This window comes from Gardnerella greenwoodii 00703Dmash (genome assembly GCF_000263635.1).
GTDB classification, from domain to species: Bacteria; Actinomycetota; Actinomycetes; order Actinomycetales; family Bifidobacteriaceae; genus Bifidobacterium; species Bifidobacterium greenwoodii.
This window is the reverse complement of record NZ_ADEV01000004.1, coordinates 147,979-174,150: the sequence shown is the minus strand read 5'-3', so window position 1 is coordinate 174,150 and position 26,172 is coordinate 147,979. Positions and strand designations below refer to the sequence as shown.

The 26,172-nt window shown below is 43.1% G+C and carries 25 protein-coding genes; 2 read left to right on the top strand and 23 right to left on the bottom strand.

Annotation, left to right across the window (positions count from 1 at the left end):
* Positions 1-20: 20 nt before the first annotated feature.
* The 16 genes from recR to NG78_RS04740 form a co-directional block, all read right to left on the bottom strand.
* Positions 21-629 carry a recombination mediator RecR gene (gene recR, locus NG78_RS04670; protein ID WP_004126278.1) on the bottom strand — a complete coding sequence of 203 codons (609 nt, stop codon included), beginning with the start codon at positions 627-629 and terminating at the stop codon, positions 21-23.
* A 6-nt stretch (positions 630-635) separates the two neighbouring features.
* The gene (gene dnaX / locus NG78_RS04675) at positions 636-3,038 is read right to left on the bottom strand and encodes a DNA polymerase III subunit gamma/tau (RefSeq protein WP_004134049.1); all 2,403 of its coding nucleotides are present in this window, start codon (positions 3,036-3,038) and stop codon (positions 636-638) included.
* Positions 3,039-3,138: 100 nt separating this feature from the next.
* Positions 3,139-3,540 (bottom strand): Rv3654c family TadE-like protein, encoded by a 402-nt coding sequence (locus tag NG78_RS04680; RefSeq protein ID WP_004134048.1) that lies wholly within the window; start codon positions 3,538-3,540, stop codon positions 3,139-3,141.
* Positions 3,537-3,932 (bottom strand): TadE family type IV pilus minor pilin, encoded by a 396-nt coding sequence (locus NG78_RS04685; protein ID WP_004134041.1) that lies wholly within the window; start codon positions 3,930-3,932, stop codon positions 3,537-3,539. Before NG78_RS04685 ends, NG78_RS04680 begins: the two co-directional genes overlap by 4 nt.
* 51 nt (positions 3,933-3,983) lie before the next feature.
* Positions 3,984-4,259 carry a DUF4244 domain-containing protein gene (locus NG78_RS04690; RefSeq protein ID WP_004126283.1) on the bottom strand — a complete coding sequence of 92 codons (276 nt, stop codon included), beginning with the start codon at positions 4,257-4,259 and terminating at the stop codon, positions 3,984-3,986.
* Between the two features lie 177 nt (positions 4,260-4,436).
* Positions 4,437-5,087: a type II secretion system F family protein gene (locus tag NG78_RS04695; protein WP_004134040.1), complete on the bottom strand. Its 651-nt coding sequence runs from the start codon at positions 5,085-5,087 to the stop codon at positions 4,437-4,439.
* A 2-nt stretch (positions 5,088-5,089) separates the two neighbouring features.
* On the bottom strand, positions 5,090-5,665 hold the full coding sequence (locus NG78_RS04700) for a type II secretion system F family protein (RefSeq protein WP_004134039.1): 576 nt from the start codon (positions 5,663-5,665) through the stop codon (positions 5,090-5,092).
* Between the two features lie 24 nt (positions 5,666-5,689).
* Entirely contained in the window at positions 5,690-6,823 is a 1,134-nt protein-coding gene (locus NG78_RS04705; RefSeq protein ID WP_004134038.1) for a CpaF family protein, read from the bottom strand.
* Positions 6,810-7,958: a CpaE-like family protein gene (locus tag NG78_RS04710; protein WP_004134037.1), complete on the bottom strand. Its 1,149-nt coding sequence runs from the start codon at positions 7,956-7,958 to the stop codon at positions 6,810-6,812. The genes NG78_RS04705 and NG78_RS04710 overlap by 14 nt, the downstream gene beginning before the upstream one ends.
* Before the next feature lie 67 nt (positions 7,959-8,025).
* The gene (locus tag NG78_RS04715; protein ID WP_004134035.1) at positions 8,026-9,393 is read right to left on the bottom strand and encodes a ClC family H(+)/Cl(-) exchange transporter; all 1,368 of its coding nucleotides are present in this window, start codon (positions 9,391-9,393) and stop codon (positions 8,026-8,028) included.
* A gap of 25 nt (positions 9,394-9,418) precedes the next feature.
* Positions 9,419-9,844 (bottom strand): fluoride efflux transporter FluC, encoded by a 426-nt coding sequence (locus NG78_RS0105815; protein WP_004134033.1) that lies wholly within the window; start codon positions 9,842-9,844, stop codon positions 9,419-9,421.
* On the bottom strand, positions 9,844-10,347 hold the full coding sequence (locus tag NG78_RS04720; RefSeq protein WP_004134031.1) for a fluoride efflux transporter FluC: 504 nt from the start codon (positions 10,345-10,347) through the stop codon (positions 9,844-9,846). Before NG78_RS04720 ends, NG78_RS0105815 begins: the two co-directional genes overlap by 1 nt.
* A gap of 95 nt (positions 10,348-10,442) precedes the next feature.
* Entirely contained in the window at positions 10,443-11,744 is a 1,302-nt protein-coding gene (locus NG78_RS04725; protein WP_004134029.1) for an adenylosuccinate synthase, read from the bottom strand.
* Positions 11,745-11,863: 119 nt separating this feature from the next.
* Positions 11,864-12,919 carry a class II fructose-bisphosphate aldolase gene (gene fbaA, locus NG78_RS04730; RefSeq protein ID WP_004134028.1) on the bottom strand — a complete coding sequence of 352 codons (1,056 nt, stop codon included), beginning with the start codon at positions 12,917-12,919 and terminating at the stop codon, positions 11,864-11,866.
* Positions 12,920-13,016: 97 nt separating this feature from the next.
* The gene (locus NG78_RS04735) at positions 13,017-13,358 is read right to left on the bottom strand and encodes a chorismate mutase (protein WP_004134022.1); all 342 of its coding nucleotides are present in this window, start codon (positions 13,356-13,358) and stop codon (positions 13,017-13,019) included.
* Positions 13,359-13,378: 20 nt separating this feature from the next.
* Positions 13,379-13,840: an Lrp/AsnC family transcriptional regulator gene (locus NG78_RS04740; protein WP_004134019.1), complete on the bottom strand. Its 462-nt coding sequence runs from the start codon at positions 13,838-13,840 to the stop codon at positions 13,379-13,381.
* 222 nt (positions 13,841-14,062) lie between these two features.
* On the opposite strand from NG78_RS04740, the gene NG78_RS04745 reads away from it, so the two are divergent.
* Positions 14,063-15,268: a pyridoxal phosphate-dependent aminotransferase gene (locus NG78_RS04745; protein ID WP_004134016.1), complete on the top strand. Its 1,206-nt coding sequence runs from the start codon at positions 14,063-14,065 to the stop codon at positions 15,266-15,268.
* A gap of 133 nt (positions 15,269-15,401) precedes the next feature.
* Here NG78_RS04745 and rho read toward each other — a convergent pair whose 3' ends face one another.
* From rho to gatC, 7 genes are all read right to left on the bottom strand, one after another.
* Entirely contained in the window at positions 15,402-17,318 is a 1,917-nt protein-coding gene (gene rho, locus NG78_RS04750; protein WP_004134013.1) for a transcription termination factor Rho, read from the bottom strand.
* Between the two features lie 297 nt (positions 17,319-17,615).
* Complete coding sequence (locus tag NG78_RS04755) at positions 17,616-19,235, bottom strand: NAD(P)/FAD-dependent oxidoreductase (protein WP_004134010.1); 1,620 nt, start codon at positions 19,233-19,235, stop codon at positions 17,616-17,618.
* A 90-nt stretch (positions 19,236-19,325) separates the two neighbouring features.
* Positions 19,326-19,640, bottom strand: coding sequence for a DUF2469 domain-containing protein (locus tag NG78_RS04760; protein WP_004105898.1), 315 nt, complete (start codon positions 19,638-19,640; stop codon positions 19,326-19,328).
* Positions 19,637-20,554, bottom strand: a complete 918-nt coding sequence (locus NG78_RS04765) for a GNAT family N-acetyltransferase (protein WP_004134007.1) — start codon at positions 20,552-20,554, stop codon at positions 19,637-19,639. Before NG78_RS04765 ends, NG78_RS04760 begins: the two co-directional genes overlap by 4 nt.
* A 289-nt stretch (positions 20,555-20,843) precedes the next feature.
* Positions 20,844-22,343, bottom strand: coding sequence for an Asp-tRNA(Asn)/Glu-tRNA(Gln) amidotransferase subunit GatB (gene gatB / locus NG78_RS04770; protein WP_004134003.1), 1,500 nt, complete (start codon positions 22,341-22,343; stop codon positions 20,844-20,846).
* Positions 22,344-22,375: 32 nt separating this feature from the next.
* Complete coding sequence (gene gatA, locus NG78_RS04775) at positions 22,376-23,917, bottom strand: Asp-tRNA(Asn)/Glu-tRNA(Gln) amidotransferase subunit GatA (protein WP_004134000.1); 1,542 nt, start codon at positions 23,915-23,917, stop codon at positions 22,376-22,378.
* Between the two features lies 1 nt (position 23,918).
* A complete protein-coding gene (gene gatC, locus NG78_RS04780) occupies positions 23,919-24,215 on the bottom strand; it encodes an Asp-tRNA(Asn)/Glu-tRNA(Gln) amidotransferase subunit GatC (protein ID WP_004126322.1) in 297 nt (98 codons plus the stop codon).
* A 382-nt stretch (positions 24,216-24,597) separates the two neighbouring features.
* Here gatC and vly point away from each other — a divergent pair, with 382 nt between their 5' ends.
* Positions 24,598-26,148: a cholesterol-dependent cytolysin vaginolysin gene (gene vly / locus NG78_RS04785; RefSeq protein WP_004133995.1), complete on the top strand. Its 1,551-nt coding sequence runs from the start codon at positions 24,598-24,600 to the stop codon at positions 26,146-26,148.
* The last annotated feature ends 24 nt before the right edge of the window (positions 26,149-26,172 follow it).

Below are 26,172 nucleotides of genomic sequence, written 5' to 3'. Positions count from 1 at the left end.
TTGTTCGTTAAATTTTACTCCTACACAGCTTGTCGTCCGCTGAAAGCGCGTCCGAGAGTAATTTCATCCGCATATTCCAAATCGCCGCCAACTGGCAAACCACTTGCCAAGCGCGTGATTTTAATACCTAGAGGATCTAACAGACGAGCCAAATATGTAACTGTTGCTTCGCCTTCAATATTTGGGTCAAGCGCAAGAATAACCTCTTTAATTTGAGGATTTTTAAGACGCTCAAGTAATTGAGTAATTGATAAATCTCCCGGACCAACATTTGCCATTGGATTTATAGCTCCGCCAAGAACGTGGTAAACGCCATCATATTCGTGAGTGCGCTCAATGCTCATAATGTCTTTAGGCTCTTCAACTACACAAATTTTGCTATGATCTCTGCGAGGATCTGCACAAACTGCACAAGGGCTTTGCTCGCAAACATTTCCGCAAATATCGCAAAAGCGCACACTTGACTTCATATCGTTTATGGCATCTATTAAAGATTGCGCTTCTTGTTCAGACGCAGAAAGTATATAAAAAGCAATGCGCTGAGCGCCTTTAGGTCCGATTCCAGGAAGTTTTGAAAACTCGTCAATCAAACGACCAATTGCGCCATCGTACGACGATGCATTATGCACAGTTAACTACTCCTCTTGCTTTTTCTTAACGTTTGCAGAAATATTTTTTGGATTTTTTGGATCAGTTGCAGCAAATTCTTCAACTGTTTTAACCTCAAACATTGCCTTAAGCTCATCCATGTCTACTGAAGATGCAGCTTCCAAGGAAATATCATCCATAGAACATTCATCTGCAGACGCTCCGCTTGTAGGGGCTACAGGCACTTGCATAGTTTCTTTTGACTCAGCAGCAACTGACTCAGCAGCAACTGGATTATCATCACCCGGCTCAGCAGAATTTGGATTAACAACAGCTGGATCAGAAACACTTGGCTCAGCAGCTCTTGAATCATACGCATTAGAACCGTCAGCATTAGAACCGTCAGCATTAGATTGTGCAGACTGCATTTTTACTTGCGGCTTGCTTTGCGTTTTAGTGTATGCATCAAGTGCCGGAGTAGAAGCGTTCGGAAGTGTCATAACATCCGCAATAGGCACAGATGACATATCTGCCCAAGCATCATCTTCAACATCCGGCAAAGCAGCTTCTTGCTTTGCATCTTCCGCAGTATTCTCAAATACTACTGATGCTGCGGAGCCATCAGCGTTTAGAAAATCCGAGGAATCCTTTTCTTTTTTATTTTCAGAAAATCCGCCGCTGTCAGAAGTGGTTTTACCAATAAATCCTGCACTCACGCCAGTTTTTCGCAATAAAATATCGCGTTTTACTTGAGCGAGACGCTTAGGATCCATTCTTGCAACAGATTCCACCGCTTCTCCGTTAGATGCAACTGGAGCAGGAGCAATCATTACTTGATTGCCAAAAACATCTTTTACTACGCTCATTACCACTTTTGGCACTTTTTGACCATCGTAAGGAGATGTAGTGCATACTGCGAGCGCAAAAGCATGCTGACTCATAGGCTCATTAAAAGTAAGCACTAAACGCTGACGCCCAGATTGCTCAGAGTTTAATTGCACTTTAGGAACATACTTACGCGTCACATATTCGCGCGCGTCTTCTGGCAATTTAGCGACTACTTCATCCCACATTTCGTCTGTACTTAGAGAATCATTATTCTGCGTTTTTGTAACAGAATTAGAGGATTCTGCAGAAGATTCTGGCGAAGACTCTAGCGAAGATACCGACGAAGATTCCGACGAAGACCCAGCAAAAGATCCAGCAGAAGATTCCGAAGAAGATTCCGAAGACTCTTCATGCTTAGTTTCTTTCACAGAAGAATTATCTTGCGTCTTTTGCGCAAAAGATTTATTTTGCGGCTTTGCTGCACCTATAAAAGATTTACCTTGTACATTTGCAGTAATGTCACTATCTGCAAGCAAACGAGCAACAAGAATTTCCAGATTCATTCGAGGAGAAACAGCACCGGCCATTGAACTTAGCGCTTCATTAATAGTTTGAGCCATACGCGCTAAATTAGGTAACGTCATTTGCGAAGATTGACGCTGCAAGGTTTCCAAATCTTCTGGAGCAATATCATTAAGCAGATCGGACGCGGCTTTAGCACCAGCAGAAACCATAAGAAGCAAATCTCGCACTCTGCCTAGCAAATCTTCAACAAATTTCCTAGTATCGTAGCCGCCAACAACAACGCGACGAACAACGTCATATATTGCAGCACCATCATGTTCAATAAGCGCATCAATGGCTTCAGAAATTAACTCACTAGGCGTAAAACCAAGTAAAGCAACTGCAGAATCCAAAGAAATAGCACCATCAACTGCACCGACCATAAGTTGATCAAGAACAGAAAGAGTGTCACGCATTGAACCCGCACCTGCTCTCATAGCAAGACGTAAAACACCAGGAGCAGGGTTAATACTTTCCTTCTTGCATATATCTTCAAGATAAGGGCCCATAACTTCTGGCGGAACTAGACGGAATGGGTAATGATGAGTGCGGGAACGAATAGTACCAATTACTTTATCTGGTTCAGTAGTAGCAAAAATGAACATAACGTGCTCAGGAGGCTCTTCTACAATTTTCAACAATGCGTTAAAACCTTGTGGAGTTACCATATGAGCTTCATCGAGAATAAAAATCTTATAGCGGTCTCGAGCTGGAGCAAAACCCGCACGCTCTCGAAGCTCTCGAGCGTCGTCAACACCGTTATGGCTTGCAGCATCTATTTCTACAACATCAATAGACCCAGGGCCACCAGTTGCCAAATCTTTACAGCTCTGGCATTTACCACATGGATGCGAAGTAGGACCTTTTTCACAATTAATGCAACGTGCCAAAATGCGCGCAGAGCTGGTCTTACCGCATCCGCGAGGACCAGAGAATAAATAAGCATGAGTAATTTTGCCTTGGTCTAATGCTCTAGACAAAGGTACGGTAACTTGATCCTGCCCAATAACACCATCAAATGTGTCCGGACGATATCTACGATACAGTGCAAGTGCCATGTTTTCTAACCTACCGCGACCTAAATGTTTCCCCGATATATCTTATTTCAGATTAGCAGCAGCCGCCACCCTCTTATAAACAAAAGAATATTAATTACTTTTATTTATCACAATCTTCCAATGCTGCTCGAGCAGACGCCTCTACACTTGGAGCTAAAGGAATATTCAAAGGAACTGTAACGCTTACAGTGACTTCATCTTTAGCTGACTTACAAGATTTCAATATTGCGTGACTTGAAGTAACAGTTCTAGTAGAAAATTCACAAGGATTATTTTCCATGCGCTGTAAAGCGGAAGCACCCGACAACGCAGCCGCAGTAGCAACTGCGTAAGCTTGATGCCTAGCGCTAAGAACATGCCCCAAAATTGCAGCAACAGCGAGCATTGAGCAGACTGCGATTACCAGCATAACGCCTAGCGCTGTGCCAGAACCGCAATCTGCCTTACTGCTCTTCTTACGAGCGAAAGATACTAAACAATTAAAATAACAATGCAAACTCATCCCAAAACCTGACTTACGTGACTTTCCACCAAAGGAGGCAATATGTGAAGCGGATCTGGAATAAGAGGACATTTCACAACAATATTAGCCATATTCCCATTACGATTTATTTGCACAGATGCACCTGAACCTGCAACTTTCTGCACGATACTTGCAGCAGCTTTATCGTCGTGATGAGTAACCATGTAGTAAGCAACCTGAGAAGCCGCATCATGGCAATTCATATTGCATACTACTGCTCTACCAACTCCAAGAAGTACAACTACAAGCACTATTGCACACGGCAAAACAACTGCAAATTCAGCAGTTACAGCACCAAAATCACGCGTATTAATATTACGCAATAATTTTTTGCATAACACAAAACATTTGCGCAAAATATTCTTCCGCATCATAAGCTCATTTCACTAAACATAGCGCATCAATAGATTAGCCAAAATCAATCAACCAATTTTCAACGCTTTTTTCACTAATTCTGTCAATGTTTTGCGTATTGCATCTGATTTCAAAATGGCAACTAATAATGCCGCAAAACCAGTAGCAGCAATAAGCACCACAGCATACTCGGCGGTTACAGCACCAGAATCTTGCTTTTGAAGATTGTTAATATACTGCTTACCTTTTTGATTAAGGCGCATTTCTACCACTGATAATTGGTCATTTACTTGAAGCATCGATACAGTGTATCTTGCAACAAGCTTTTGAATTATCCCAACCATTATTTGTACCTTTCCCTTCAAGTTATCCGAAATTTTCGGATAAAAATATTTTTGCAGGTTGATTTGCGAAGTCCAAGAAAAAATCTTCATTGTGGATAAAAGCTAGAAAGTATTGAAATCTTTTGGAAACTACTTAAGAAAATTCAAAAATAAGATTTTCTTAAAAAATTTAATCTACTATCGCATAAGAGAAGCAACCGTAGGAATAATACCAATACATATAAAAGCTGGCAAAAAGCACAATCCAACCGGTAGCAATAATCGCACAGACAGCCTGGAAGTTTCTTGCCTAGCAACATTTTCCATAGTGATTTCGTAATGCTTAGAAAGCGCAAGTAGAACCGGAACAGGCGAAGACCCATTACACCAAGATTCGCGCAAAGAAGTCATTAACCAAGTTGCTAAAACCGACGATGAATCTATTTTTTCAAGTTTTTTGTTGCGGCTTGTGCTTTTTGAAACAGCTTGAATATTTTTACGAACATGCGGCGGAGACCATGCTTCATGCCAGCTATCTCCAGAAATCAAAGCTCTGGACACCTCACACATCCACAATCCATGCCCTCCAGGCAAAACAGCACCGACTACATTCAAAGCTCTAGGAATAGCAACGCCACTGCGCAAAGCAACAATAATCATATGCAATCCAAGCAGAGGATCAATATCTTTAGAATAAGCATTACGCCACTCATATTTAGTATCAGAATCGCCAATATTTAATCTTTTATAGCCAAGCAACGTTTTAGAACCAAAAGAAATATTGCAAAATTGCCAAGCCATAATAACGAATACAGGCACAATCAGCAAAAGACGACTGTTATACTCCATTTTTACTTCCTAATAACCGAACTTGCCATAGTATGATTAGATATTCGCAACATTGACTTAACCCATGCCAAGCCAAGGCTGTAAGAAATCGCTCCAACAATCAACAAAACCCACCCATATACGGTAGTTAGCAAAATAAGAATCGGATGACCGCCAAGCAATTCACCTGCTAATAGAGACAAACAAGGCAACGCGGTGAGTAATTTTATTGTGGCAGTTGGCATTGCAGATACGTCTGCTTGAAGATCTTCCGCTCTGCGGCGAACATGGTACGATGCCGAAGCAGCTTCTACACAAGTAGCCATTTCGCAGCCTAAAGTATTGCTTAATTCATAAGCTGCCATAAGATTTTCGCAAACAGATCGCATATGGTTTTCAATGCGCCTACGCTGAGTCGCAGATAGATTTTGATTTTTAATAGAACATCTATTATTAAGCCATCTGTAAATCATTTTTGCACTTACTTCATTAGAACAAATACTATTCTTAGAATCAGCATCATTTTGCAATATCATTTCAAACGTTGAGCCGGATCTCAATGCAGCAATTAAACCGGCAAGAGCTTCTTCAATATCCATATTCCCCCAATCAAAAAATGAAAGTTACGAAGCTATTTGATTAAAATTACGTTGATTAAAATTACGTTGATTAAAACTATTTTTACTAAAATTACTCGCGCAAATATTACTAATATCTTCTGGAAGCTTCCAACACTTAGCAAACTTTTTCCACTCAGGTAAAACAAGCATGCGAATACTACCGTCGCTAAAACATCGTTCTAAACGCAAAACTGCTTTACCTTGTAAAGCCGAAGCGGAAGGCAAATATTGCAGAACGCCAATTTCGCGAAGCATGCGTCTTCCATCCGAAGCGCGCTCCACATGAATTACTACATCAAAAGCTCCCGCAGCCAAAGCGCATAATGCTGCAGGATCTAATTTAGCGAGCAAACCAAGAGCCATAAGTCGAGCAGGAACTTTTTCTACCTCATCCGCATGAATCGTAGTCATGCCGCCTTTATGGCCGGAAGTAAAAACGCGTAGCAAATCAGCAATTTCTTCCCCTCTGCACTCGCCTAAAACAATTCTGTCTGGGCGCATTCTCAAAGTTGCTTTTACTAATTGAGATAATCCAATTTCTCCAACCCCTTCCACATTGGCTTCGCGAACGCTTAGCGAAACATGATTTGCAGTCAGCTCACCTAATTCACGAGTTTCTTCCACAGAAATAATTCGATCATGTGAATCCGCCATTGCAAGAAGAGCTTTCATAAGCGTAGTTTTACCAGAACCAGTGCTGCCGGTAATCAATATGTTTGCCTTTAATTTCACAAGGAATCCAAGAACATACGCAATTTCTTTAGGAAACATTCCTTGACTACTTAACGCTAATAAGTCGTACTTTTTTAAAGTTGGAAATCGCACTGACAAAGCTGCACCTTGCGCTACTACTGGTGCTAAAACTGCGTGAATACGAATACCAGAGTTAGTTGAAGCGTCCGCAGTAGGGCAAGCATCATCAAGCCTTTTGCCAAGCTGAGCACACAACCACACTGCATACTCTCTCAATAATTTAGGGCTATGCATTGGCACTCTAGGCTTGCACTCTTTTAAACCCTGCCCACAATCTACCCACACACGTCCATCTTCGCTCACAACCATATCTGTAACCCGTGAATCATTTGCAAATTCCTGCAAAATTCCAAAATCAATATCGTGAGAATTATTTACGACCATACTTTCCCCTTGAATATGAAAAATGACTAAATTTAGAATGACGATGTTTGTTTGAACTTTCTTTTTTGCTAAAGATTGCCTCTGCTAAAAGCCAGTTTCCTAGTTTTTTCATAGCTGATTTCATGCAAGAAGGGACTTCTCGAATACCGTAGCCCCCTATAATGTCTGCATGAAGGTTTGAATCATACGGCAAAAATCCTAATATCTGTGTTGAAAGATATTCAGAAGCCTCGTCAACATTTAAAACATATGATTTTTGTTTTAAGCCTCTAGGGCACATCCCTATTGCAGCAAATTCATCGCTAGTAATATCAACATTGCAAGTTGACTTAAGCACATGCGAATATGCGCGAAAACGAGCTAAATCAAGAACAGATAATTCAACAGAAGCAAGAGTTGCAGAAGCAGAAAGTTGGGGAATACTTTTGTAAATTTCAACTGAGGATTTTCCTGATCCAATATCTACAATAACTACATCGCAAGCTTCAGCTAAAGCGCGAATTACAGCCTCAACAACCCACGGCTCTGGGCGTTCGCTTCGCCATGGAGAAAATGCTAAAACATCAACATCATCCCAATGAATAAGCTCATTTTTTAGCACGTATCCATCACAACGACCAAGAGGTGCTTCTACTTCTTGCAAACGCCTGCCTTCGTCGGATTCTAACCCCAACAAAACATCCAAACCGCCATGCGTTAAATCAGCATCTATAATCGCCACACTGTAGCCTTGCTTGCTTATATAACGAGCCAGAATAGACAATAACGTACTCAAACCAATTCCGTCAGTCGCCGCAGTTCCAACCAATATATTCGAAGGCAAAGCCTCAAGCAATTCGCTTTCAAGCGGCGCTTCTTCTGAATATTCACAAAAAGACTGATTTAGATTTTGCAATGAAATATTGCGATTTTTGGGCGCAATAGTAGTTATTACAGTGTGATCGTCTACAAGAGTAGATGAATTAACACAATCACTACGAATTGCGCTTGGATTAGAATAGCTCGACGCTTGAGGTGGGTAAACGTAACGATTAACGTCTTTCGACGCACTAAATCTAGCTAAATTGCTAGTACCGCTTGAATCAGTTTGCCTAGCGCTAGCCAACTTGTTATTTAAATCAATATTTGTACTCATGCGCCTATTAAAACGCATACGCAAGTTGGTTTGCAATAAAATTAAACCAATGTGGTTAAAACATTAATCATTCGGCAATTAGCGCATTATTAAGAACAAGATCTCCATGAGATTGCATATACCGTTCAAGAAGTTCGCTATAAACCGGCTTAGTTTTTAGAATATCCGAAACAAGCAACGCAATAAATGCGGAAGCTGCCACTGGAAGTGTATGAATCATAGTTCCAGACATTTCAACTGTTAGCAAAATCGAAGTAAGTGGAGCTTTTACAGAAGCAGAAAGCGTTCCAGCCATCACACAAACTGCAAACACGGATACGAATTTTGCGTCAATACCAAATGCTGAAATGCTAGTAATACTGCGAGCTGCAACTCCGCCTGCGAGCGCACCAACAGCAAGTATTGGCATAAAAATGCCTCCAGGAGCACCACAACCAAAACTTGTTGAAGTAAAAAGCATTTTTGCAACAAAAAGCAAACAAAGCATTGCAATACTTATTTTTCCATATTCCGAAAGGCGCACTAAGTTAGATCCGCCTCCGAGAACTTCCGGAAGGAATAAACCAACTGGTACTGCAATTAAGCAGGCTATTGCAACCGGCATCCACTTAGGCAAATATCCGTACAATGTTTGCAACCCAAGAAGAGAACGATTCATTAAAGAGCCCACAAATCCTGCAAAAATACCAAGTGGAATAAGCCAAATATGCAATCCCATTGGCAAATCTGGAATTTGACCGAAATCAAGCACTGGGCGCAAACCGAAGCAGGTTTGTGAAACAAAATCAGCAAAAAGAGAAGCGACAGCAGCGCCCATTAAAACTGTAGACGATATTCCATGCTGTACTTCTTCTAAAGCAAACATAACTCCAGAAAGAGGAGCAGAAAATGCTGCAGAAAGACCGGCAGCAGCACCAGCAGTTACAATATAATGCTCCTCAATATCGTCTCTCTTTCCTTTACGGAAGATTCGAGACAACATTTGAGCACCGCATGCGCCGATTTGAATTGATGGGCCTTCACGCCCAAGCGACAATCCGAATAAAGAACCTAGAAAACCACCAACAAAACGCACCGGCAAAATAGTGTGCCAGCGCATATTTAATCCACGGCGAACGTAGCCAACAACTTGTGGAATACCGCTTCCGGAAGCCATGCTTTCCTTAACGCTCATCCAACCAATAATCAGGCCTGCAATTATGGCAAAAATTAAGCATGGCACAATCCACCATGCGTTATGCCAAATTTGCAAGTACATCCAACGCGCAAAATCGGTACCATACTCAATGCCAAATCTGTAAAAAGCTACGAGAGAACCAGAAACTACGCCAACTAAAACGCCCGCTAATATTACTTTCCAGCGAAGCTGGCAAAAAGTTTCTAATATTTGCTTTGACTGCTTACTTAAAAAGCTCACTACATTCTTAAAGCTCACTACTGCTCGATTCTGCGCACAAAACTTAACTTTTAAATACTAAAATATTTGAAATAACAAAATTTGCAAAGCAACATAACCAATAGAAGCAGACAAAAATGGCGCAATAAGCTCCGCACAAAGTAGAAAAATGCCATCTTTTATGCGCTTTTTTTTGAATAAGATCCACACCTTCAAAAATTGCGGTAGAAAACGTGGAAAATCCACCCAAAAATCCCAAAATCATCAAATAAACAAAATTAGCGCCAAAAATTGATACTGCAACCATAAAAACATTAGCAACAACTCCTAAAGTAAACGAAGCTAAACAATTAATAAACAGCGTTGCAACAGGAATTCTACTATTATGGCTTGCAGAAATTTTTTTAGTCATTGCGCATCTTAAAACAGCACCCAAACCGCCAAAGAAGCAAGGCAAAACAAATATAGTAAAAACGTACAATGGATTCATCACTTCACCGCCTTAGTATTATCTTCTTGAACAGTTTGCTCTTGCTTTTTATTAATGCGCTTTGCAATTCCCGTTCCAAGCCAACTGCCAACAAACGCCATAAAGACGCCAAATATTAAGGAAAGAACCATACCAAAAATAGCAAAAGTCATGCGCGGAGAAATAAACGACATAGCACCTTCAAATGCGAAAGTAGACATAGTTGACAATCCGCCGCAAAAGCCCGTTCCTAAAGCATATTTGTAAAAAGTTTGCTTTTCTTTAGATAACGCTTTAACAGATATTGCAGTAACAAGAGCGAAAATAAAGCACGCAACCATATTAGACAAGAAAGTGCCTAAAGTAAGCTGACCAAATATAGAAGATTGTAGATTTACCGGGTAAATTAAAGGCGCGTAGAAAGAAATTACTTCACGTACAAACGCTCCGCACGCGCCACCAATAAAAACTAAAAGATATAAGCGGCGGCTATTTTTACAATTTTTCTCGCTTATTTTACTCATTCTCACTCTTTTACAAAACTATTTGCATAAACCAAAACGACACTCTCAATTGAGAAGTGCCGTTTTGTTAAGTTAATCATCAACCAATAAACAATTCAGTTAGTCAGAGAGTGAACACTAATAATGTGATCTCGCTGCGGACCAGTGCCAATGGCAGAAATACGGCAATTCGAAAGCTCTTCCAAACGCTTCACGTAATTCTGAGTATTCTGAGGCAAGTCTTCAAACTTGTGAATTTGAGAAATATCCTCACTCCAGCCAGGAACCATCTCATAAACTGGCTTTGCCGAAGCAAATAGAGACTGGTCCACAGGCATTTCTTCCACGCGCTTGCAAGTTCCGTCTGCCAAAGTCACGTCGTAAGCTACGCAAACTGGAATTTCCTTCAAGCCTGTTAAAACATCAAGCTTAGTAAGAACAATGTCTGTTAAACCATTTACGCGAGTTGCGTAACGGCTTACTACAGAATCGAACCAACCGCAGCGGCGAGGACGGCCTGTTGTGACGCCATATTCATGACCCTGCTCACGAAGCCAATCACCCTGCTCGTCCAAAAGCTCAGTTGGGAATGGGCCTTCACCAACACGAGTGATATAAGCCTTAGCAACACCAATTACGCGAGTAATGCGAGTTGGGCCAACACCCGTACCTGTGCAAGCGCCGCCAGCAGTAGGATTCGAAGAAGTAACGAATGGGTAAGTGCCGTGGTCAACGTCAAGCATTGTGGCTTGTCCGCCTTCAAACAGAACGGTTTTGCCTTCATCCATTGCCTTATTCAAAACTAGCGAAGTGTCAGCAACATAAGGCTTCAAACGCTTACCGAGCTCAACAAGCTGGGCAGTTACAGCGTCAATATCAATAGGATGCTGATTATAAAGCTTCACAAGCATCTGATTCTTTTGATGCAAGCTCGCCTCAACCTTGTCACGCAAATGCTCAGCATTAAATAAATCGTGTACACGAATGCCAACGCGATTAATTTTATCCGCATAAGTAGGTCCAATACCGCGACCGGTTGTACCAATCTTGTGCTTTCCAAGGAAACGCTCCGTAACTTTATCTATTACGCGATGATACGGCGTAATAATGTGCGCAGCTTCGCTTACCAGCAAACGAGAGCAATCAACTCCACGAGATTCCAAAGCATCAATCTCTTCAAGCAAAACTTCCGGGTCAACAACAACGCCGTTGCCAATTACAGGTGTTACATTAGGGCTAATAATGCCGCTTGGAAGCAAATGCAGTGCGTAAGATTTATCTCCAACTACAACGGTATGGCCAGCATTGTTGCCACCATTAAAACGTGCGACAATATCAACTTTAGATCCAATTAAATCTGTTGCTTTACCTTTACCTTCGTCACCCCATTGAGCGCCAATAAGCACAATACCAGGCATGCCGCACCTCCATTTTTTGGGCTAACGTTGCCCAAATTTGCACAATCCTACCTGACAAGATTATCGCTACGCCCCTACCGATTAAGAGGGAAGAAAAATCTTTTAAGCATGAAAGCTAACTATTTCAATGCTTTACCAGCAGAACCAAGCTGCACACAAGCTTCTACCACGCGTTGAGCCATGGCTTTTTCGGCTTCACGGCCCCAAGAACGAGGATCGTAAAGTTTCTTTTCTCCAACTTCGCCATCTATTTTAAGAACAGAATCGTAATTGCTAAACATGTGCCCTGCAATAGCGCGAGTAAAAGCATATTGCGTATCCGTATCAATATTCATTTTAACTACGCCGTAACGCACAGCTTCTGCAATTTCTTGAGCAGTAGAACCAGAGCCTCCGTGAAATACCAGCAGGAAAGGCTTTTTAGACGCGCCAAATGTACGAGTATCGCAAACATCTTTATATTCTTCATACACAGTTTGCTGGATTTCTTGCAACAATTGCGGACGTAACTTTACAACGCCAGGCTTATATGCTCCGTGAACATTGCCAAAAGTAAACGCTGCCATATATCTGCCGCGCTCTCCCAAACCAAGACGTGCAGCAACACGTAATGCATCTTCAGGCGTAGAATATAGGCGCTCGTCAATATCTGCACGATGCCCATCTTCTTCTCCACCAACCGCACCAATCTCAATTTCAAGAATTGTACGAGCCTTTTGTGAAGCGTCAAGTAGCTCTTCTGCAACGTCTAAATTATGTTGCAAATTAACAGTTGAGCCATCCCACATATGCGATTGGAAAAGAGGTTCCGCGCCCCTTTTTACCTGCTCTGCTTCTTTAGCTAACAGTGGGCGAATCCAGTCGTCAAGGTAAGCCTCTGCACAGTGATCAGTATGAAGAGCAATAGTAATATTTGGGTACTGAGATGCAACTTCATGCGCAAAAGCAGCAAACGCAAGAGATCCAACAACACGATTATTTACGCACTGCCCAGAAAAATAAGCCGAACCGCCAACAGAAACCTGAATAATGCCATCAGACTCAGCCTCTGCAAATCCCTGTAGAGCTGCATTAAGCGTTTGAGTACTTGTAACATTAATAGCAGGATACGCGTAGCCACCTCGACTTGCAGCATCAAGCATATGCGCGTAACGTTCAACGGTTGCAATAGTCATACTTGTATTATCCGCCTTTATAATTCACAAAGCTACACAAATCCACAAAAGTGTTACAAAAGCTGTTTTAATAACTTACTAACTAAAACGCTTTAAGTTACGACTGCATCTTTTGATGACGCTTTTTAGCTTCTGTAACTACAAATTCGTGATACTGTAATGCGATTGATTCGTCTAAACCAGCAGCAGCAGAAAGATTTAGCAGACGCTGAATCTGCTCCTGCTCACGCTTAGAATCCAAAGGGGCAAATTTAGCTTTAGCTTTAAGCTCACCAATGCGATTAGTAGTCTTAAAACGTTCCGCTAGAAGCGCAATAATCGCGCCGTCAATATTATCAATCGTTTTGCGCAGCGTTAAAATCTTATCCGCAGCATCTTCACAACTTTTATTTAATGAAGTATTGCTCGAATTAATTGTTGTTTCAGAAAAATCACACATAATATGATTTATCCAAAACTTTAATCAAAATAAGTCTGCAAAACCATTGTGGTTTCCGTACTTACCGGCACAATGCGATGAATAGTATTGATTAACTCTTCCAACTTACTTGGCGTTGCAACACGAACTACCAGCATAAAACTTGGACTTCCGGTAATGGAATAGCACGCTTCAATACCAGGAATATCGCGCAACTTTGTAGGAATTGTTGCTTCCTTACCAAAATCAAGCGGAGTTACTGACACGAATGCACTAACTGGCAAGCCGCGACGCTCGTAATCAATAAGCGCACGATAACCAGTAATAACACCCTTGCGCTCAAGCTTTTGAACACGCGACTGTACGGCAGAAACAGATAAGCCTGAAGCCTTTGCTAAACGCGTTAACGTGGCACGACCATCATGCTCAAGAATATCTACAATAACTCCATCGGTTGAATCCATTGGCAAAGCGCCTTCAACTTTACGGGAATTTCCTGTCATATTTTCTCCATTCTCTAATCGACGCTGAACGAGAATTATAGTCGGATTTATGCTAGCGCCGGCAGGCAGCAATACCTATGTTACCTTATTTTTTACAGAAAAAGAACAAAATAATATAAAAATTTTTTTATACCTTGCTTTATTTAGTTTTTTTGTGGAAAAATAATAAAAAATATAAACTAAATAATAATATTTATTGTCGAAAGAGTAGAGGGAGATAATATGGCTGTTGTAGCAGAACACGCAATCTCAATACCTAGATCTGGTATTCGTGACGTATTTGATCGCGTAGAACAAATCCCTGATGCTATTTCGCTCTGCCTAGGAGAGCCTGGCGAAACCGCTTCTAACCATATTGTTAAAGCAGCTTGCGAATCTATTGAAGCTGGAAAAACAAAATATACAGACGTTTTAGGAATTCCAGAATTCCGCAAAGCCGCAGTTGATTACACAAAAAAAGTAAAAGGCTTAGTTTATGACGCCGATACTGAAATTCAAGCAGTTGACGGCGCTACAATTGGTTTATATTTAGCTATTAAAGCAGTAATTGATCCGGGAGACGAAGTAATTATTCCTTCGCCATACTTCACTTCTTACGATGCCGAAGTTTTAATGTGCGACGCCACTCCTGTAACGGTTGCTCTTAAACCTGAGCATGGAATGCACGTTAATGCTGAAGAAATACGCAAAGCAATTACTCCACGAACTAAAGCTATTATTATCAACTCACCTTGCAACCCAACTGGCGCAGTAACTACAGCCGAAGAACTTGCAGAAGTTGCGAAATTATGTAAAGAATTTGATTTGTGGGTAATTTCTGACGAAGTGTATCATCCATTTGTATTCGCAAGTGATCCTGAAACAGAACCTGCAGGAGATGCTGTAGCGCCATCTATTGCAGCAGTTGAAGGAATGAAAGATAGAACCATTATTGTAGAAAGTTTGTCTAAAACTTACGCAATGACAGGTTGGAGAATCGGCTATATTCTTGCACCAGCTAACGTTATTGAACAAAGCAGTAAAATTGCGGAAATGATACACTCTTCCGTCAATTCGACTGCACAATACGGCGGAGTTGCTGCTCTTACCGGACCTCAAGATCATGTTCGTCAAATGCGTGAAGAATACCGCGAAAAACGAAATCTGGTACTTAACGCATTACAAGATTGCGACGCATTAAAACTTATTGAGCCGCAAGGAGCTTTCTACGTTTTTGTTGATGTTCGCCCAACTGGATTAACTTCCAAAGAATTTAGCAGAAGACTTTTGGAAGAAGAAAAAGTTGCTGTTGTTCCGGGAGAAGCTTTCGGAAAAGAAGGAAGCGGATTTGTGCGACTTTCTTACGCTGGAAAATCAGAAGAGCTTAAGGAAGCTGTGGCTCGCATGCGAAAGTTTGCGCTTGAGCAGCAGGCTGCTAATAATGCGTAAAAAATAATTAAAAACAACAAATAAAAGCAATAAATAAAAGCGCACAATCCTAGGGTAGATTCTTAAGATTGTGCGCAAAATTATTTATTTTGTTATTTTCAGTTTACAGACTAAAAAATAACACTCAAATCACTTATGCAGCAGTTTGCGCAGAAGTATTTGAAGAACCGTTTGCTTGCTGAACAATAGCAGCCAAGAAATCACGGTTTGAAGCAGTCTTCTTTAAGCGAGGGATCAAAGTCTGATACGCTTGCTCAGGCTCAAGACCGCCAAATAGGCGACGCAAACGGTAGATAATAGGAAGCTCGTTAGCCGGAGTAATCAATTCCTCACGGCGAGTTCCAGAAGCATTAATATCTACAGCAGGGAACAGACGCTTATCTGCCAAGTCGCGACTCAAACGCAACTCCATGTTGCCAGTGCCCTTGAACTCTTCGAAAATAACCTCATCCATCTTAGATCCGGTTTCAACCAGAGCGGAAGAAATAATCGTCAAAGAGCCGCCGTCTTCAATATTTCGAGCAGCACCGAAGAACTTCTTAGGTGGATACAACGCCTGAGCATCAACACCGCCAGAAAGAATACGTCCAGAAGCAGGAGCAGCGATATTGTATGCACGAGCCAAACGGGTCATAGAATCGAGCAAAACAACAACATCCTGACCAAGCTCAACTAAACGCTTAGCGCGCTCAATTGCAAGCTCTGCAACTGTAGTATGGTCGGAAGCAGGACGGTCAAATGTGGAAGAAATCACTTCACCCTGAACCGTGCGCTCCATATCCGTAACTTCTTCCGGACGCTCATCTACAAGAACAACCATCAGATGCACTTCAGGATTGTTAGTAGTGATAGCGTTAGCAATATTTTGCAGCGTAATAGTCTTTCCAGCTTTTGGAGGAGACACAATCAAACCGCGCTGACCCTTACCGATTGGTGCAACCAAGTCAATAACGCGGCCAAGCATGCGATTAGCAGTAGTTTCTTGGCGTAAGCGCTCATTAGGGTACAGCGGCGTAAGCTTAGCAAATTGCGGACGATTCTGAGCTTCTTCAACACTCATTCCATTGATGCTATTAACAGTTTGCAACGGAACAAACTTCTGACGCTGATTCCTGCGATCACCCTCGCGAGGTGCACGAATAGAGCCTTGCACAGCATCGCCCTTGCGCAAACCATACTTTTTAATTTGGCTCATTGAAACATACACGTCATTTGGCCCTGGAAGGTAGCCAGAAGTGCGTACAAATGCGTAAGATTCGAGCACATCAACAATACCTGCGACTGGAACAAGATCTTCCTGAGGCTCTTCGCGGCGAGATTCTCGAGAATCGCGCTCTTCGCGGCTCTCACGATTATCGCGATCTAAACGAGAATTGCGCTCAGAGCGATCTTTACGATCCTGGCGGTCAGAACGATCTTGACGATCATCGTGATCAGAATAATCCTCTCGATCATCCTCATAATCTCTACCGCGTCCACGCATGCGACGCTGGAAGCGCTCCGACTTATTGTCTTGCTCTTCGCGATCAAAATCGCGAGAAGCTCCACGCTGTCGACGAGATTCGCCTTCGGAGCGAGATTCATCTCCTGGCAAAGTTGCCAAAATCTGATCCAAATCGCGCGAATCTACTCCTTCTGCGCGACGATCACGATTGTTATCGCGCTCATCATTTACACGACGACGCTGGAAAGAAGAATTACGATTGTTGTCTCGTCGATAATTCTTAGATCCAAAATCTTCGTCGCGCCTACGACGATCATTAGTTGCATTTGGTACTAAGTTTTCCAACGCTTCTAAGTCTTTATCGTCGCCCAACGAACGAACTTCTTCATTATCTGCACGAGTATCTGCAGACTTACTTGCACTCGTAGAATTGTAAGGCGTGCGAACAGTTACACCAGCAGGCGCTTCTCCCCCATTGCGTGCCGCATTCAATGTAGCTAACAATTCAGGCTTACGCATGGTCGAAGTGCCGCGCAAACCCATTTGCTTCGCAAGATCTTTCAATTCTGAGAGCTTCATTTTCTCAAGATTTTGGCTTGTTGCCACAATTTTACCTTTCCCTAACTCACACGGAATATACTACCGGTAAGCCTTTGTATGGAAGATTACGGAAAAATCCGTCACGAACTCATGATTATTACATAACAATGTACACAACCACGAACATTATGTATGCTACTACAGCTCTACGACGCTGCAAACCGCGACGCGCCAGCAAGTCTAATTATTTTTAAATTATAAACTGAATATTCTAATAAAAAAGCGCCAATAATAATGGACTATGCCACTACTATTGACGCTACTTTTAGCTTAATTTTTACTTAAGTTATTTATAAATACTTACTACTTCTTTTCGTGATAAGACTTTTCAGTATTTACAGACCACACATTTGCTTTAGATTCTGCGCCAGTGTGAATATTTTCTACAGCTTCGATTGCGGTAGCCATGGAATGATCCTGGTTATTATAACGATGCTGTCCGTTTCGACCGACGCAATACAAGTTGCCGAAGCTATCCAAGTACTTAATCAACTCAGGCATTTGTGCATAAGTGTCAAAGTAAGCTGGGTAAGCTTTTGGAACACGTTCACGATGGGAATCAATAACATCTTCTTCGCCATTAATAACCTGCATGCGAGTTAATTCGTCGATAGCCATCTTACGAGCGTCTTCATCACTCATATTCCAGAAGTCGTCGCCTTCTTCGCAGAAGTACTCAAGACCAATCCAAACAGTGTTGTCAACGTCTTTAACAAGATAAGGACTCCAGTTGTTGAAGATTTGCAGACGGCCAACCTTGTAACCAGGGTCCTGAACATAAATCCAGCAATCTGGAACAATAGGCGGATTTCCAAGAGTTGGAATAGTAGTAGTATTACGCAGACGTACACGCTTAACGAGCAAGCCTACAGTCACAAAATCGCGGTAAGGCAAGCCCTTAGCCACTCGCTGCATTTCTGCTGGAACTTCAGCCTTTTCGTCACCATTTGCACCCTGCTCAAGAGCTGCAACCAAATCTTTAATAGGCATAGAAGAAACAAACTCGTCAGCATGCAATTCAGAACGTTCACCGTTTGCATCTTCAATAACAACGCTTGAAATCTTGCCATCAGACTGCTTAATAGCAACAACCTTAGCATCTGTACGAACTGTAGCACCATTTTCACGGCAACGGCGTTCAACAGTTTCCCACAATTGGCCAGGGCCAAGCTTTGGATACCAGAATTCTTCAATTAAAGAAGTTTCTACTTCCTTCTTCTTACCCTTTTTCTTAGGGAAAAGCTTAGAAAAAGCATTCTTCAAAACTTCAACAATGCTCAAACCCTTAACACGCTGAGCACCCCAATCTGCAGAAATCTGGCTTGGATGCCTACCCCAAAGCTTCTCGGTATAACCCTCGAAGAACATTGAGTAAAGCTTCTTACCAAAACGATTAATGTAGAAGTTTTCAAGATTAGTTTCTGGCAACTTGTGAATCATTGACCACAAGTAGCTAAAACCAACCTTCATCGTCAAAATAAAGCCCATAGAGCGCAAGGTGGCTGCGGAAAGAGAAATCGGGTAATCGAAGAAATGATGATTCCAGAAAATACGCGAAACACGATGGCGCTTCAACATAACTTCGTCTTCAACTTCAGGATCAGGACCGCCTGGTTCCAAGTCATGGTGACGACCAAGCTTCTTGTCATCGTATGAAGGCGCACCCTGCAACGGCAACATTTCACGCCACCACTGCATAATGCGATCATCCTTCGAGAAGAAACGGTGACCGCCAATATCCATACGATTACCGTTGTACTTTACAGTACGCGAAATACCACCAAATTCACGCGTTGCTTCGAGCAACGTTACGTCGTAGCGGCTAGAACCGCCATCTTTAACGAGCTCCCAGGCTGCCGTCAACCCTGCCGGACCGCCGCCAATAATCACAACAGATTTCTTTGGGGATTGTGTATCCGTCACTTGTCCTCCATACCTTAATACATCAATTTTTACGAAAACACATTTTGTGCCAGGTAAAATTTCTATATATCTTTATTGAGCATACGCTTATCACGCGATAGATTCCGGAATATCAATGTCTGTTTTCTGCACTTCTTCAACATTAACATCCTTAAAAGTCACTATTCGCACATTTTTAACAAAACGCGAAGGCCTATAAACATCCCAAACCCACGCATCCGTAAGTTGAACGTCAAAATAAACGTCTTGGCCGGCCGAACGCACGTTGAAATCAACCTTATTCGCCAAGTAGAATCGGCGCTCTGTTTCTACAACGTACGTAAAAAGCTTAATAACATCACGATATTCTTTATACAACGCAAGTTCAGCATCAGTTTCATAATTGTCGAGATCTTCGGCGCTCATTGCTTCCCTTCCGTATTGGTGTTACGTTTACGACCGCGACCTATAATGCGCCACCAAGCTCTTTTTGAAGAACTACCTTCGGTGTTATTTGCATTATAAGGCCATTCTTCATCAAGATTATCATGACGCACGGGTATAGCCACAGAGTGCTCATGTGCGCTCAACGCTTCAACTACACCCGGATTTTCCTCTATAACATGCAGACCAAACGCATCAAGAGAACGAATTGCATCGTACTCATCGGAAATCGTATCCATAACAACAAAATCTTGATACTTTTGATTTTGCGCATCCCATAAAGCATCGCGCGCAGTGCCAGTTTGTGCGAAACCAAGAGATTGATATACAGAAAGCGAGCGAGTATTCGTAGCAGGAACACCAACCCAAATGCGATGCAATCCTAATCCTACTGGCTCTGACGCAAAACCGTAAGTCATCACTCGAGGCATAGCATCACGCGAATAGCCGCGTCCGCGATAATCCTTGCCAAGTACAACTTGAATACGCGCAGAACGAGACCACCCATCTATGTCAATAAGAAAAATCATGCCAATAATCGCGCCAGAAGTATTCTTAACATCATCTAAAACATCTGGCACTATAGCCCAAGCAATTGTAGGACGAGACTGAACATCGCCAGCAAAACGACATAATTCAGCAGCTTTTTCAACAGAAAAACCGTCATTAGACCACTGAACAGAACGCTCAACCCACGCATGAACCATAGAACGCTCAGACTGAGAATCTTTTCCGGTAATAACCGAAGCGTTATCATATGCGCAAAGCTCATCCATACGCTGTAAATCATCGCATGTTGCTGGGCGAAGATGCGCCATTTCTCCACGAATTGGAGGGATTACTATAGATTTTGGTAACTCGCGAGAGTTGTTCACACCATCATTGGTTTGTTGCATAGTCACCTACTTGTATTGTGCCTTTGAGTATTAAGCCCTTCGCATAATTCTCATGTCGCATAATATATGATAATCCAGAAGACGAAAAATGCGTCACGATATTGCCAAATAGCAAATTCTGCGCACCTGCCGCATGAAACAAATTTAATCTGATTTAATCTGTTTTAGTATGATTAAATCTTATTAAATTATGCAGCAAGTACGCAGCACTTACTTTTTGATATTGATTACGCTTTTGCGTTTATACATTAGCGTTATCAAATATTAAATTTTTCAGATTTTTGGTTTTTCAGCCCTTGATTTTTGCCATCACAATCTTAGTAACAGCTTTAGCATCAGCCTGACCCTTAGTTGCGCGCATAACAGCACCAATAATCGCGCCCATCGGCTTCATATTGCCTGCCTTAAGCTTTTCTGCAACTTCAGGATCGGCTGCAAGAGCAGCGTCAACAGCGGCTTCCAAAGCGCCGTCATCGTTCATAACCTTGAATCCGTGCTTATTAACAACTTCATCAGGCTTGCCCTCGCCAGCCAAAACGCAAGCAACAGTTTGCTTAGCGAGCTTATCGTTAAGCTTACCGTCTGCAATTAGCTTTTCAACTTCAGCCACGTCTTGCGGAGTAATAGGCAATTCTTCCAAAGTCACGCCACGAGTGTTTGCTTCGCGAGCAAGCTCACCAAGCCACCACTTCTTAGCACCTGCTGCAGTTGCACCAGCTTTAACGGTTTCTTCAACCAAATCAAGAGCATCCGCGTTCAAAATATCGCGCATTTCAAGATCGCTAATGCCCCATTCGCTTTGCAAACGGTTACGGCGCTCGCGAGGCATTTCCGGCATCTCGGCCTTCATGCGCTCAATATGCTCTTTAGTGATGTGAAGCATAACCAAATCAGGATCTGGGAAGTAGCGATAATCGTCGGCGTCGGACTTCACACGACCGCCAGCAGTGGTCTGAGTTGCTTCATCCCAGTGACGGGTTTCCTGCAAAATCTCGCCGCCTTCGCTCAAAATAGCAGCCTGACGACGAATCTCATATTGCAGCGTCTTTTCGATTCCGCGGAATGTGTTCACATTCTTAGTTTCGGAACGAGTGCCGAACGGATCGGTCGGATTTTTGCGGAGTGAAACGTTCACGTCAGCGCGCATATTGCCCTGCTCCATGCGAGCGTGGGAAATGTTGAGGGCGCGAACAATATCGCGAATAGCACGCATATAAGCACCAGCAATTTCTGGAGCGCGGCTACCCGCACCTTCGATTGGCTTAGTTACAATCTCGATTAAAGGCACGCCTGCGCGATTGTAATCAACCAAAGAATGATTTGCGCCTTCAATACGGCCGTCAGCACCGCCAACGTGAGTATTCTTACCAGCGTCATCCTCAATATGAGCACGCTCAATCGGCACGCGGAACACCGTGCCATCTTCAAGCTCAACATCCAAGTAACCGTTGCCGTTAGTAGGCTTATCGTACTGGGAAATCTGGTAATCGCGAGGCATATCTGGGTAGAAGTAGTTCTTACGAGCGAACTGGCTCCACTCAGCGATTTCGCAATGCAATGCCAAACCGAGCTTAATAGCGTAATCAACTGCAGTCTTGTTTACGACTGGCAAAGAGCCTGGCAAACCAAGGCTTACAGGAGTTAGCTGAGTGTTTGGCTCGCCACCAAAAGATACTTCCGCTGGGCAAAACAGCTTCGTACGAGTGCAAAGCTCAACGTGCGTTTCCAAACCGAATACTGGATCAAACTGCTCAACAGCATCGGCGTATTTCATAAGTTTTTCAGCCATGAGAATCCTTCTTACTTAAGCTTTACTTCACTTTACTTAGCCAATGAATCGAGCCAGCCAGCCTTAAGCGACTTCCAGATTGGACCGCCCCACTGCTCTTCAAGAGCAGCTTCCAACGCTGCTGCAGGCTTGTACATCTTCTCATCATGGCATTGCGGAGCAATAATCTGAATACCAACAGGCAGACCATCGTCGCTTAAGCCAGCTGGAAGGCTCAAAGCTGGAACGCCAGCCATGTTTGCAGGAATCGTAGCAATATCGTTCATGTACATGGAAAGCGGATCGTTCATCTTTTCGCCAAACTTAAATGCCGTTGTAGGGCTTGTTGGAGAAACAAGAACATCTACCTTATTAAACGCTTCTTCAAAATCGCGAATAATAAGGGTTCGAACCTTTTGAGCAGAACCATACCATGCATCGTAATAACCTGCAGAAAGTGCGTAAGTACCGAGAATAATACGGCGCTTTACTTCGTCACCGAAACCAGCTTCACGAGTTGCAGCCATCATATTTGCGGCCGTCTGAGGCTTGTCTGCTGGCGGCATTACGCGCAAACCGTAGCGCATGCCGTCGTAGCGAGCCAAGTTGGAGCTAACTTCGGAAGGCATAATAATGTAGTAAGCAGCCAAAGAATAAGGGAAGTGAGGGCAGGAAACTTCCGTAACCTCTGCACCCATATCCTTAAGCAGCTGCACCGCCTCATTAAAGCGAGCTTCAACGCCTGGCTGGAAGCCATCGCCACTAAGCTCTTTAACAAGACCAACCTTTACGCCCTTCAAATCTCGACGAGCGCCCTCGCGTGCAGCCTGAGCCATTGGAGGAACAGGAGCTGGAATCGAAGTAGAATCGCGCCTATCGTTGCCGCCAATAATCTCCTGCAAAAGCGCAGAGTCAAGAACGGTACGAGAAACAGGACCAATCTGATCCAAGGAACTTGCCATGGCGATTGCACCAAAACGGCTAACACCACCGTAAGTTGGCTTTGCGCCGACTGTACCAGTTAAAGCACCTGGCTGACGAATAGAGCCACCAGTATCTGTACCCAAAGCAATAGGAGCTTCGAATGCAGCAACAGCAGCTGCAGAACCGCCGCCGGAACCGCCAGGAACACGGTCAGTATCCCAAGGGTTGCAAGTGGTTTGGTAAGCAGAATGCTCGGTTGAAGAGCCTTGAGCAAACTCATCCAAATTAGTCTTGCCGAGAATTGGCATACCAGCTGCTTTGAGCTTTTCAATAACAGTAGCGTCGTAAGGTGGAACCCAGCCTTCAAGAATCTTGGATGCTGCAGTAGTTGGAATGCCTTTAGTGACAATCATGTCTTTAATTGCAATTGGAACGCCTGCAAGCTCAGGCAAGCCTTCAGTCTCGCCATTAGCGTTCTTTTTATCAAAAGCATCTGCTTGCTCGAGTGCAATATCTGCAGAAACGTGCAAGAATGCCTTGATTTCTGGCTCAGCAGATTCGATTACTGCCAAGTGAGCTTCAACAAGCTCACGGCTAGAAACTTCTTTAGCTTTTACAGCTTCTGCCATTTGAGCAGCAGAAAGCTTTACTAAATCTTGAGTATTCGACATATCACTCCTCCCCTAAAATGCGAGGTGCTACAAACATGCCAGACTCACTCTTAGGCGCACCAGAAAGCGCTTCTTCTTGAGTTAATGGTGTAGCAGGCACATCAGGGCGCAAATAAGCTTCCAGAGGCACTGGATTTGCAGTAGGTGGCACATCTTCGCCAGCAACTTCCTGCACCTTATTAATAGATTCTGCAATGACGTTTAATTCGCCTTGCAAGCGACTAATTTCCTCGTCGCTTAAAGCAATCTGGGAAAGAACACCCAAATGCTCAATTTCTTCTCGTGTGAATGTAGGCATAACCCCAACTATATGTGTGATGCGTGACCTTTCAAAGCTGAAAAAATCTATTATATCCACATACCGCACGTGCGTGTTTTCACAAAATTATTACGCATATAAAATTTCAAAATTTGCAGCAATTGCTATATCAACACGCCGCATAAGCAAAAACGACGTAACCAAAAATTGTTGATATTTCAACGATATTTAAACTCTTGTTTTAAAAATAAAAAAATTTTTTAAGAGATTATCGCATAAATAAAAAGTGTGTAATAATCGTGTTTTGTGAGACGCTAAAACTAATGCACTGAGGCACGTTATGCATTGAAGCATATGAATTTCAGCATCTCATCGAAATAATCTAAATAAAAATAATCTAAATAAAAATCGAAGGACACATATGAAGAACTCAAAGTTCTACCGTAATGCAGCAATGTTGTTGCTCGCGGGCGCAACTATTATTCCACAATGCTTAGCAGCACCAGCAATGGCCGCTCCTTCCGCTAAGGATTCTGAACCAGCCACATCTTGCGCAGCCAAGAAGGACTCGTTGAATAATTATTTGTGGGATTTGCAATACGATAAAACAAACATTCTCGCCCGTCATGGCGAAACCATTGACAACAAATTCTCTAGCGATAGCTTCAACAAGGGCGATGAATTCGTTGTTGTTGAGCATCAGAAGAAGAACATCACAAATACAACTTCAAACTTGTCGGTTACTTCCGCCAACGATGATCGCGTATACCCAGGTGCTCTTTTCCGCGCTGATAAGAATTTGATGGACAATATGCCAAGCCTGATTTCCGCAAACCGCGCTCCAATCACGTTGAGCGTTGATTTGCCAGGCTTCCACGGCGGCGAAAGTGCTGTAACTGTTCAGCGCCCAACCAAGAGCTCTGTAACTTCCGCAGTGAATGGCTTAGTTTCCAAGTGGAATGCACAGTACGCTGCAAGCCATCATGTTGCAGCTCGCATGCAGTACGATTCTGCAAGCGCACAAAGCATGAACCAGCTCAAGGCAAAGTTTGGTGCTGATTTCGCCAAGATTGGTGTTCCGCTGAAGATTGATTTCGACGCTGTGCACAAGGGCGAAAAGCAGACTCAAATTGTGAACTTCAAGCAGACCTACTACACCGTAAGCGTTGATGCACCAGACAGCCCAGCTGACTTCTTCGCACCATGCACTACGCCAGAAAGCTTGAAGAGCCGCGGAGTAGACAGCAAGCGTCCGCCAGTATATGTGTCCAATGTAGCTTACGGCCGTTCAATGTACGTAAAGTTCGACACCCGCAGCAAGAGCACCGATTTCCAGGCTGCTGTTGAAGCTGCAATCAAGGGTGTTGAAATCAAGCCAAATACCGAGTTCCACCGCATTTTGCAGAACACTTCTGTAACTGCTGTAATTCTCGGCGGCAGCGCAAACGGTGCAGCTAAGGTTATTACCGGCAACATCGACACGTTGAAGGCTTTGATTCAAGAAGGCGCAAATTTGAGCACCTCCAGCCCAGCAGTTCCAATTGCTTACACCACTTCCTTCGTCAAGGATAACGAAGTAGCAACTTTGCAAACCAATAGCGATTACGTTGAAACCAAGGTTTCTTCCTACCGCGACGGCTACTTGACTTTGGATCACCGTGGAGCTTACGTAGCTCGCTACTACATCTACTGGGATGAGTACGGCACCGAGATTGACGGCACTCCTTACGTGCGTTCTCGCGCTTGGGAAGGCAATGGCAAGTATCGTACAGCTCACTTCAACACAACTATTCAGTTCAAGGGCAATGTGCGCAATCTTCGCATCAAGCTTGTTGAGAAGACCGGCTTGGCTTGGGAACCATGGCGCACAGTGTATGACCGTTCTGATTTGCCACTGGTTCGCCAGCGCACAATCAAGAACTGGGGCACAACCTTGTGGCCACGCGTTGCTGAAACTGTGAAGAACGACTGATATTTCTTATAATTTAATAAGATA

What these genes read in the sequence shown, in the direction of transcription:
- NG78_RS04760 (WP_004105898.1), bottom strand. Translation starts at nt 19,640, where the DNA reads ATGAGCGCCGAAGATCTCGACAATTATGAAACTGATGCTGAACTTGCG.
- gatA (WP_004134000.1), bottom strand. Translation starts at nt 23,917, where the DNA reads ATGTCGAATACTCAAGATTTAGTAAAGCTTTCTGCTGCTCAAATGGCA.
- NG78_RS04680 (WP_004134048.1), bottom strand. Translation starts at nt 3,540, where the DNA reads ATGAGTTTGCATTGTTATTTTAATTGTTTAGTATCTTTCGCTCGTAAG.
- NG78_RS04690 (WP_004126283.1), bottom strand. Translation starts at nt 4,259, where the DNA reads ATGGTTGGGATAATTCAAAAGCTTGTTGCAAGATACACTGTATCGATG.
- gatC (WP_004126322.1), bottom strand. Translation starts at nt 24,215, where the DNA reads ATGCCTACATTCACACGAGAAGAAATTGAGCATTTGGGTGTTCTTTCC.
- vly (WP_004133995.1), top strand. Translation starts at nt 24,598, where the DNA reads ATGAAGAACTCAAAGTTCTACCGTAATGCAGCAATGTTGTTGCTCGCG.
- NG78_RS04745 (WP_004134016.1), top strand. Translation starts at nt 14,063, where the DNA reads ATGGCTGTTGTAGCAGAACACGCAATCTCAATACCTAGATCTGGTATT.
- NG78_RS04720 (WP_004134031.1), bottom strand. Translation starts at nt 10,347, where the DNA reads ATGAGTAAAATAAGCGAGAAAAATTGTAAAAATAGCCGCCGCTTATAT.
- NG78_RS04695 (WP_004134040.1), bottom strand. Translation starts at nt 5,087, where the DNA reads ATGGAGTATAACAGTCGTCTTTTGCTGATTGTGCCTGTATTCGTTATT.
- NG78_RS04710 (WP_004134037.1), bottom strand. Translation starts at nt 7,958, where the DNA reads ATGAGTACAAATATTGATTTAAATAACAAGTTGGCTAGCGCTAGGCAA.
- fbaA (WP_004134028.1), bottom strand. Translation starts at nt 12,919, where the DNA reads ATGACTATTGCAACCGTTGAACGTTACGCGCATATGCTTGATGCTGCA.
- NG78_RS04725 (WP_004134029.1), bottom strand. Translation starts at nt 11,744, where the DNA reads ATGCCTGGTATTGTGCTTATTGGCGCTCAATGGGGTGACGAAGGTAAA.
- NG78_RS04700 (WP_004134039.1), bottom strand. Translation starts at nt 5,665, where the DNA reads ATGGATATTGAAGAAGCTCTTGCCGGTTTAATTGCTGCATTGAGATCC.
- NG78_RS0105815 (WP_004134033.1), bottom strand. Translation starts at nt 9,844, where the DNA reads ATGAATCCATTGTACGTTTTTACTATATTTGTTTTGCCTTGCTTCTTT.
- gatB (WP_004134003.1), bottom strand. Translation starts at nt 22,343, where the DNA reads ATGGCTGAAAAACTTATGAAATACGCCGATGCTGTTGAGCAGTTTGAT.
- NG78_RS04765 (WP_004134007.1), bottom strand. Translation starts at nt 20,554, where the DNA reads ATGCAACAAACCAATGATGGTGTGAACAACTCTCGCGAGTTACCAAAA.
- dnaX (WP_004134049.1), bottom strand. Translation starts at nt 3,038, where the DNA reads ATGGCACTTGCACTGTATCGTAGATATCGTCCGGACACATTTGATGGT.
- NG78_RS04705 (WP_004134038.1), bottom strand. Translation starts at nt 6,823, where the DNA reads ATGGTCGTAAATAATTCTCACGATATTGATTTTGGAATTTTGCAGGAA.
- NG78_RS04735 (WP_004134022.1), bottom strand. Translation starts at nt 13,358, where the DNA reads ATGTGTGATTTTTCTGAAACAACAATTAATTCGAGCAATACTTCATTA.
- NG78_RS04740 (WP_004134019.1), bottom strand. Translation starts at nt 13,840, where the DNA reads ATGACAGGAAATTCCCGTAAAGTTGAAGGCGCTTTGCCAATGGATTCA.
- NG78_RS04685 (WP_004134041.1), bottom strand. Translation starts at nt 3,932, where the DNA reads ATGCGGAAGAATATTTTGCGCAAATGTTTTGTGTTATGCAAAAAATTA.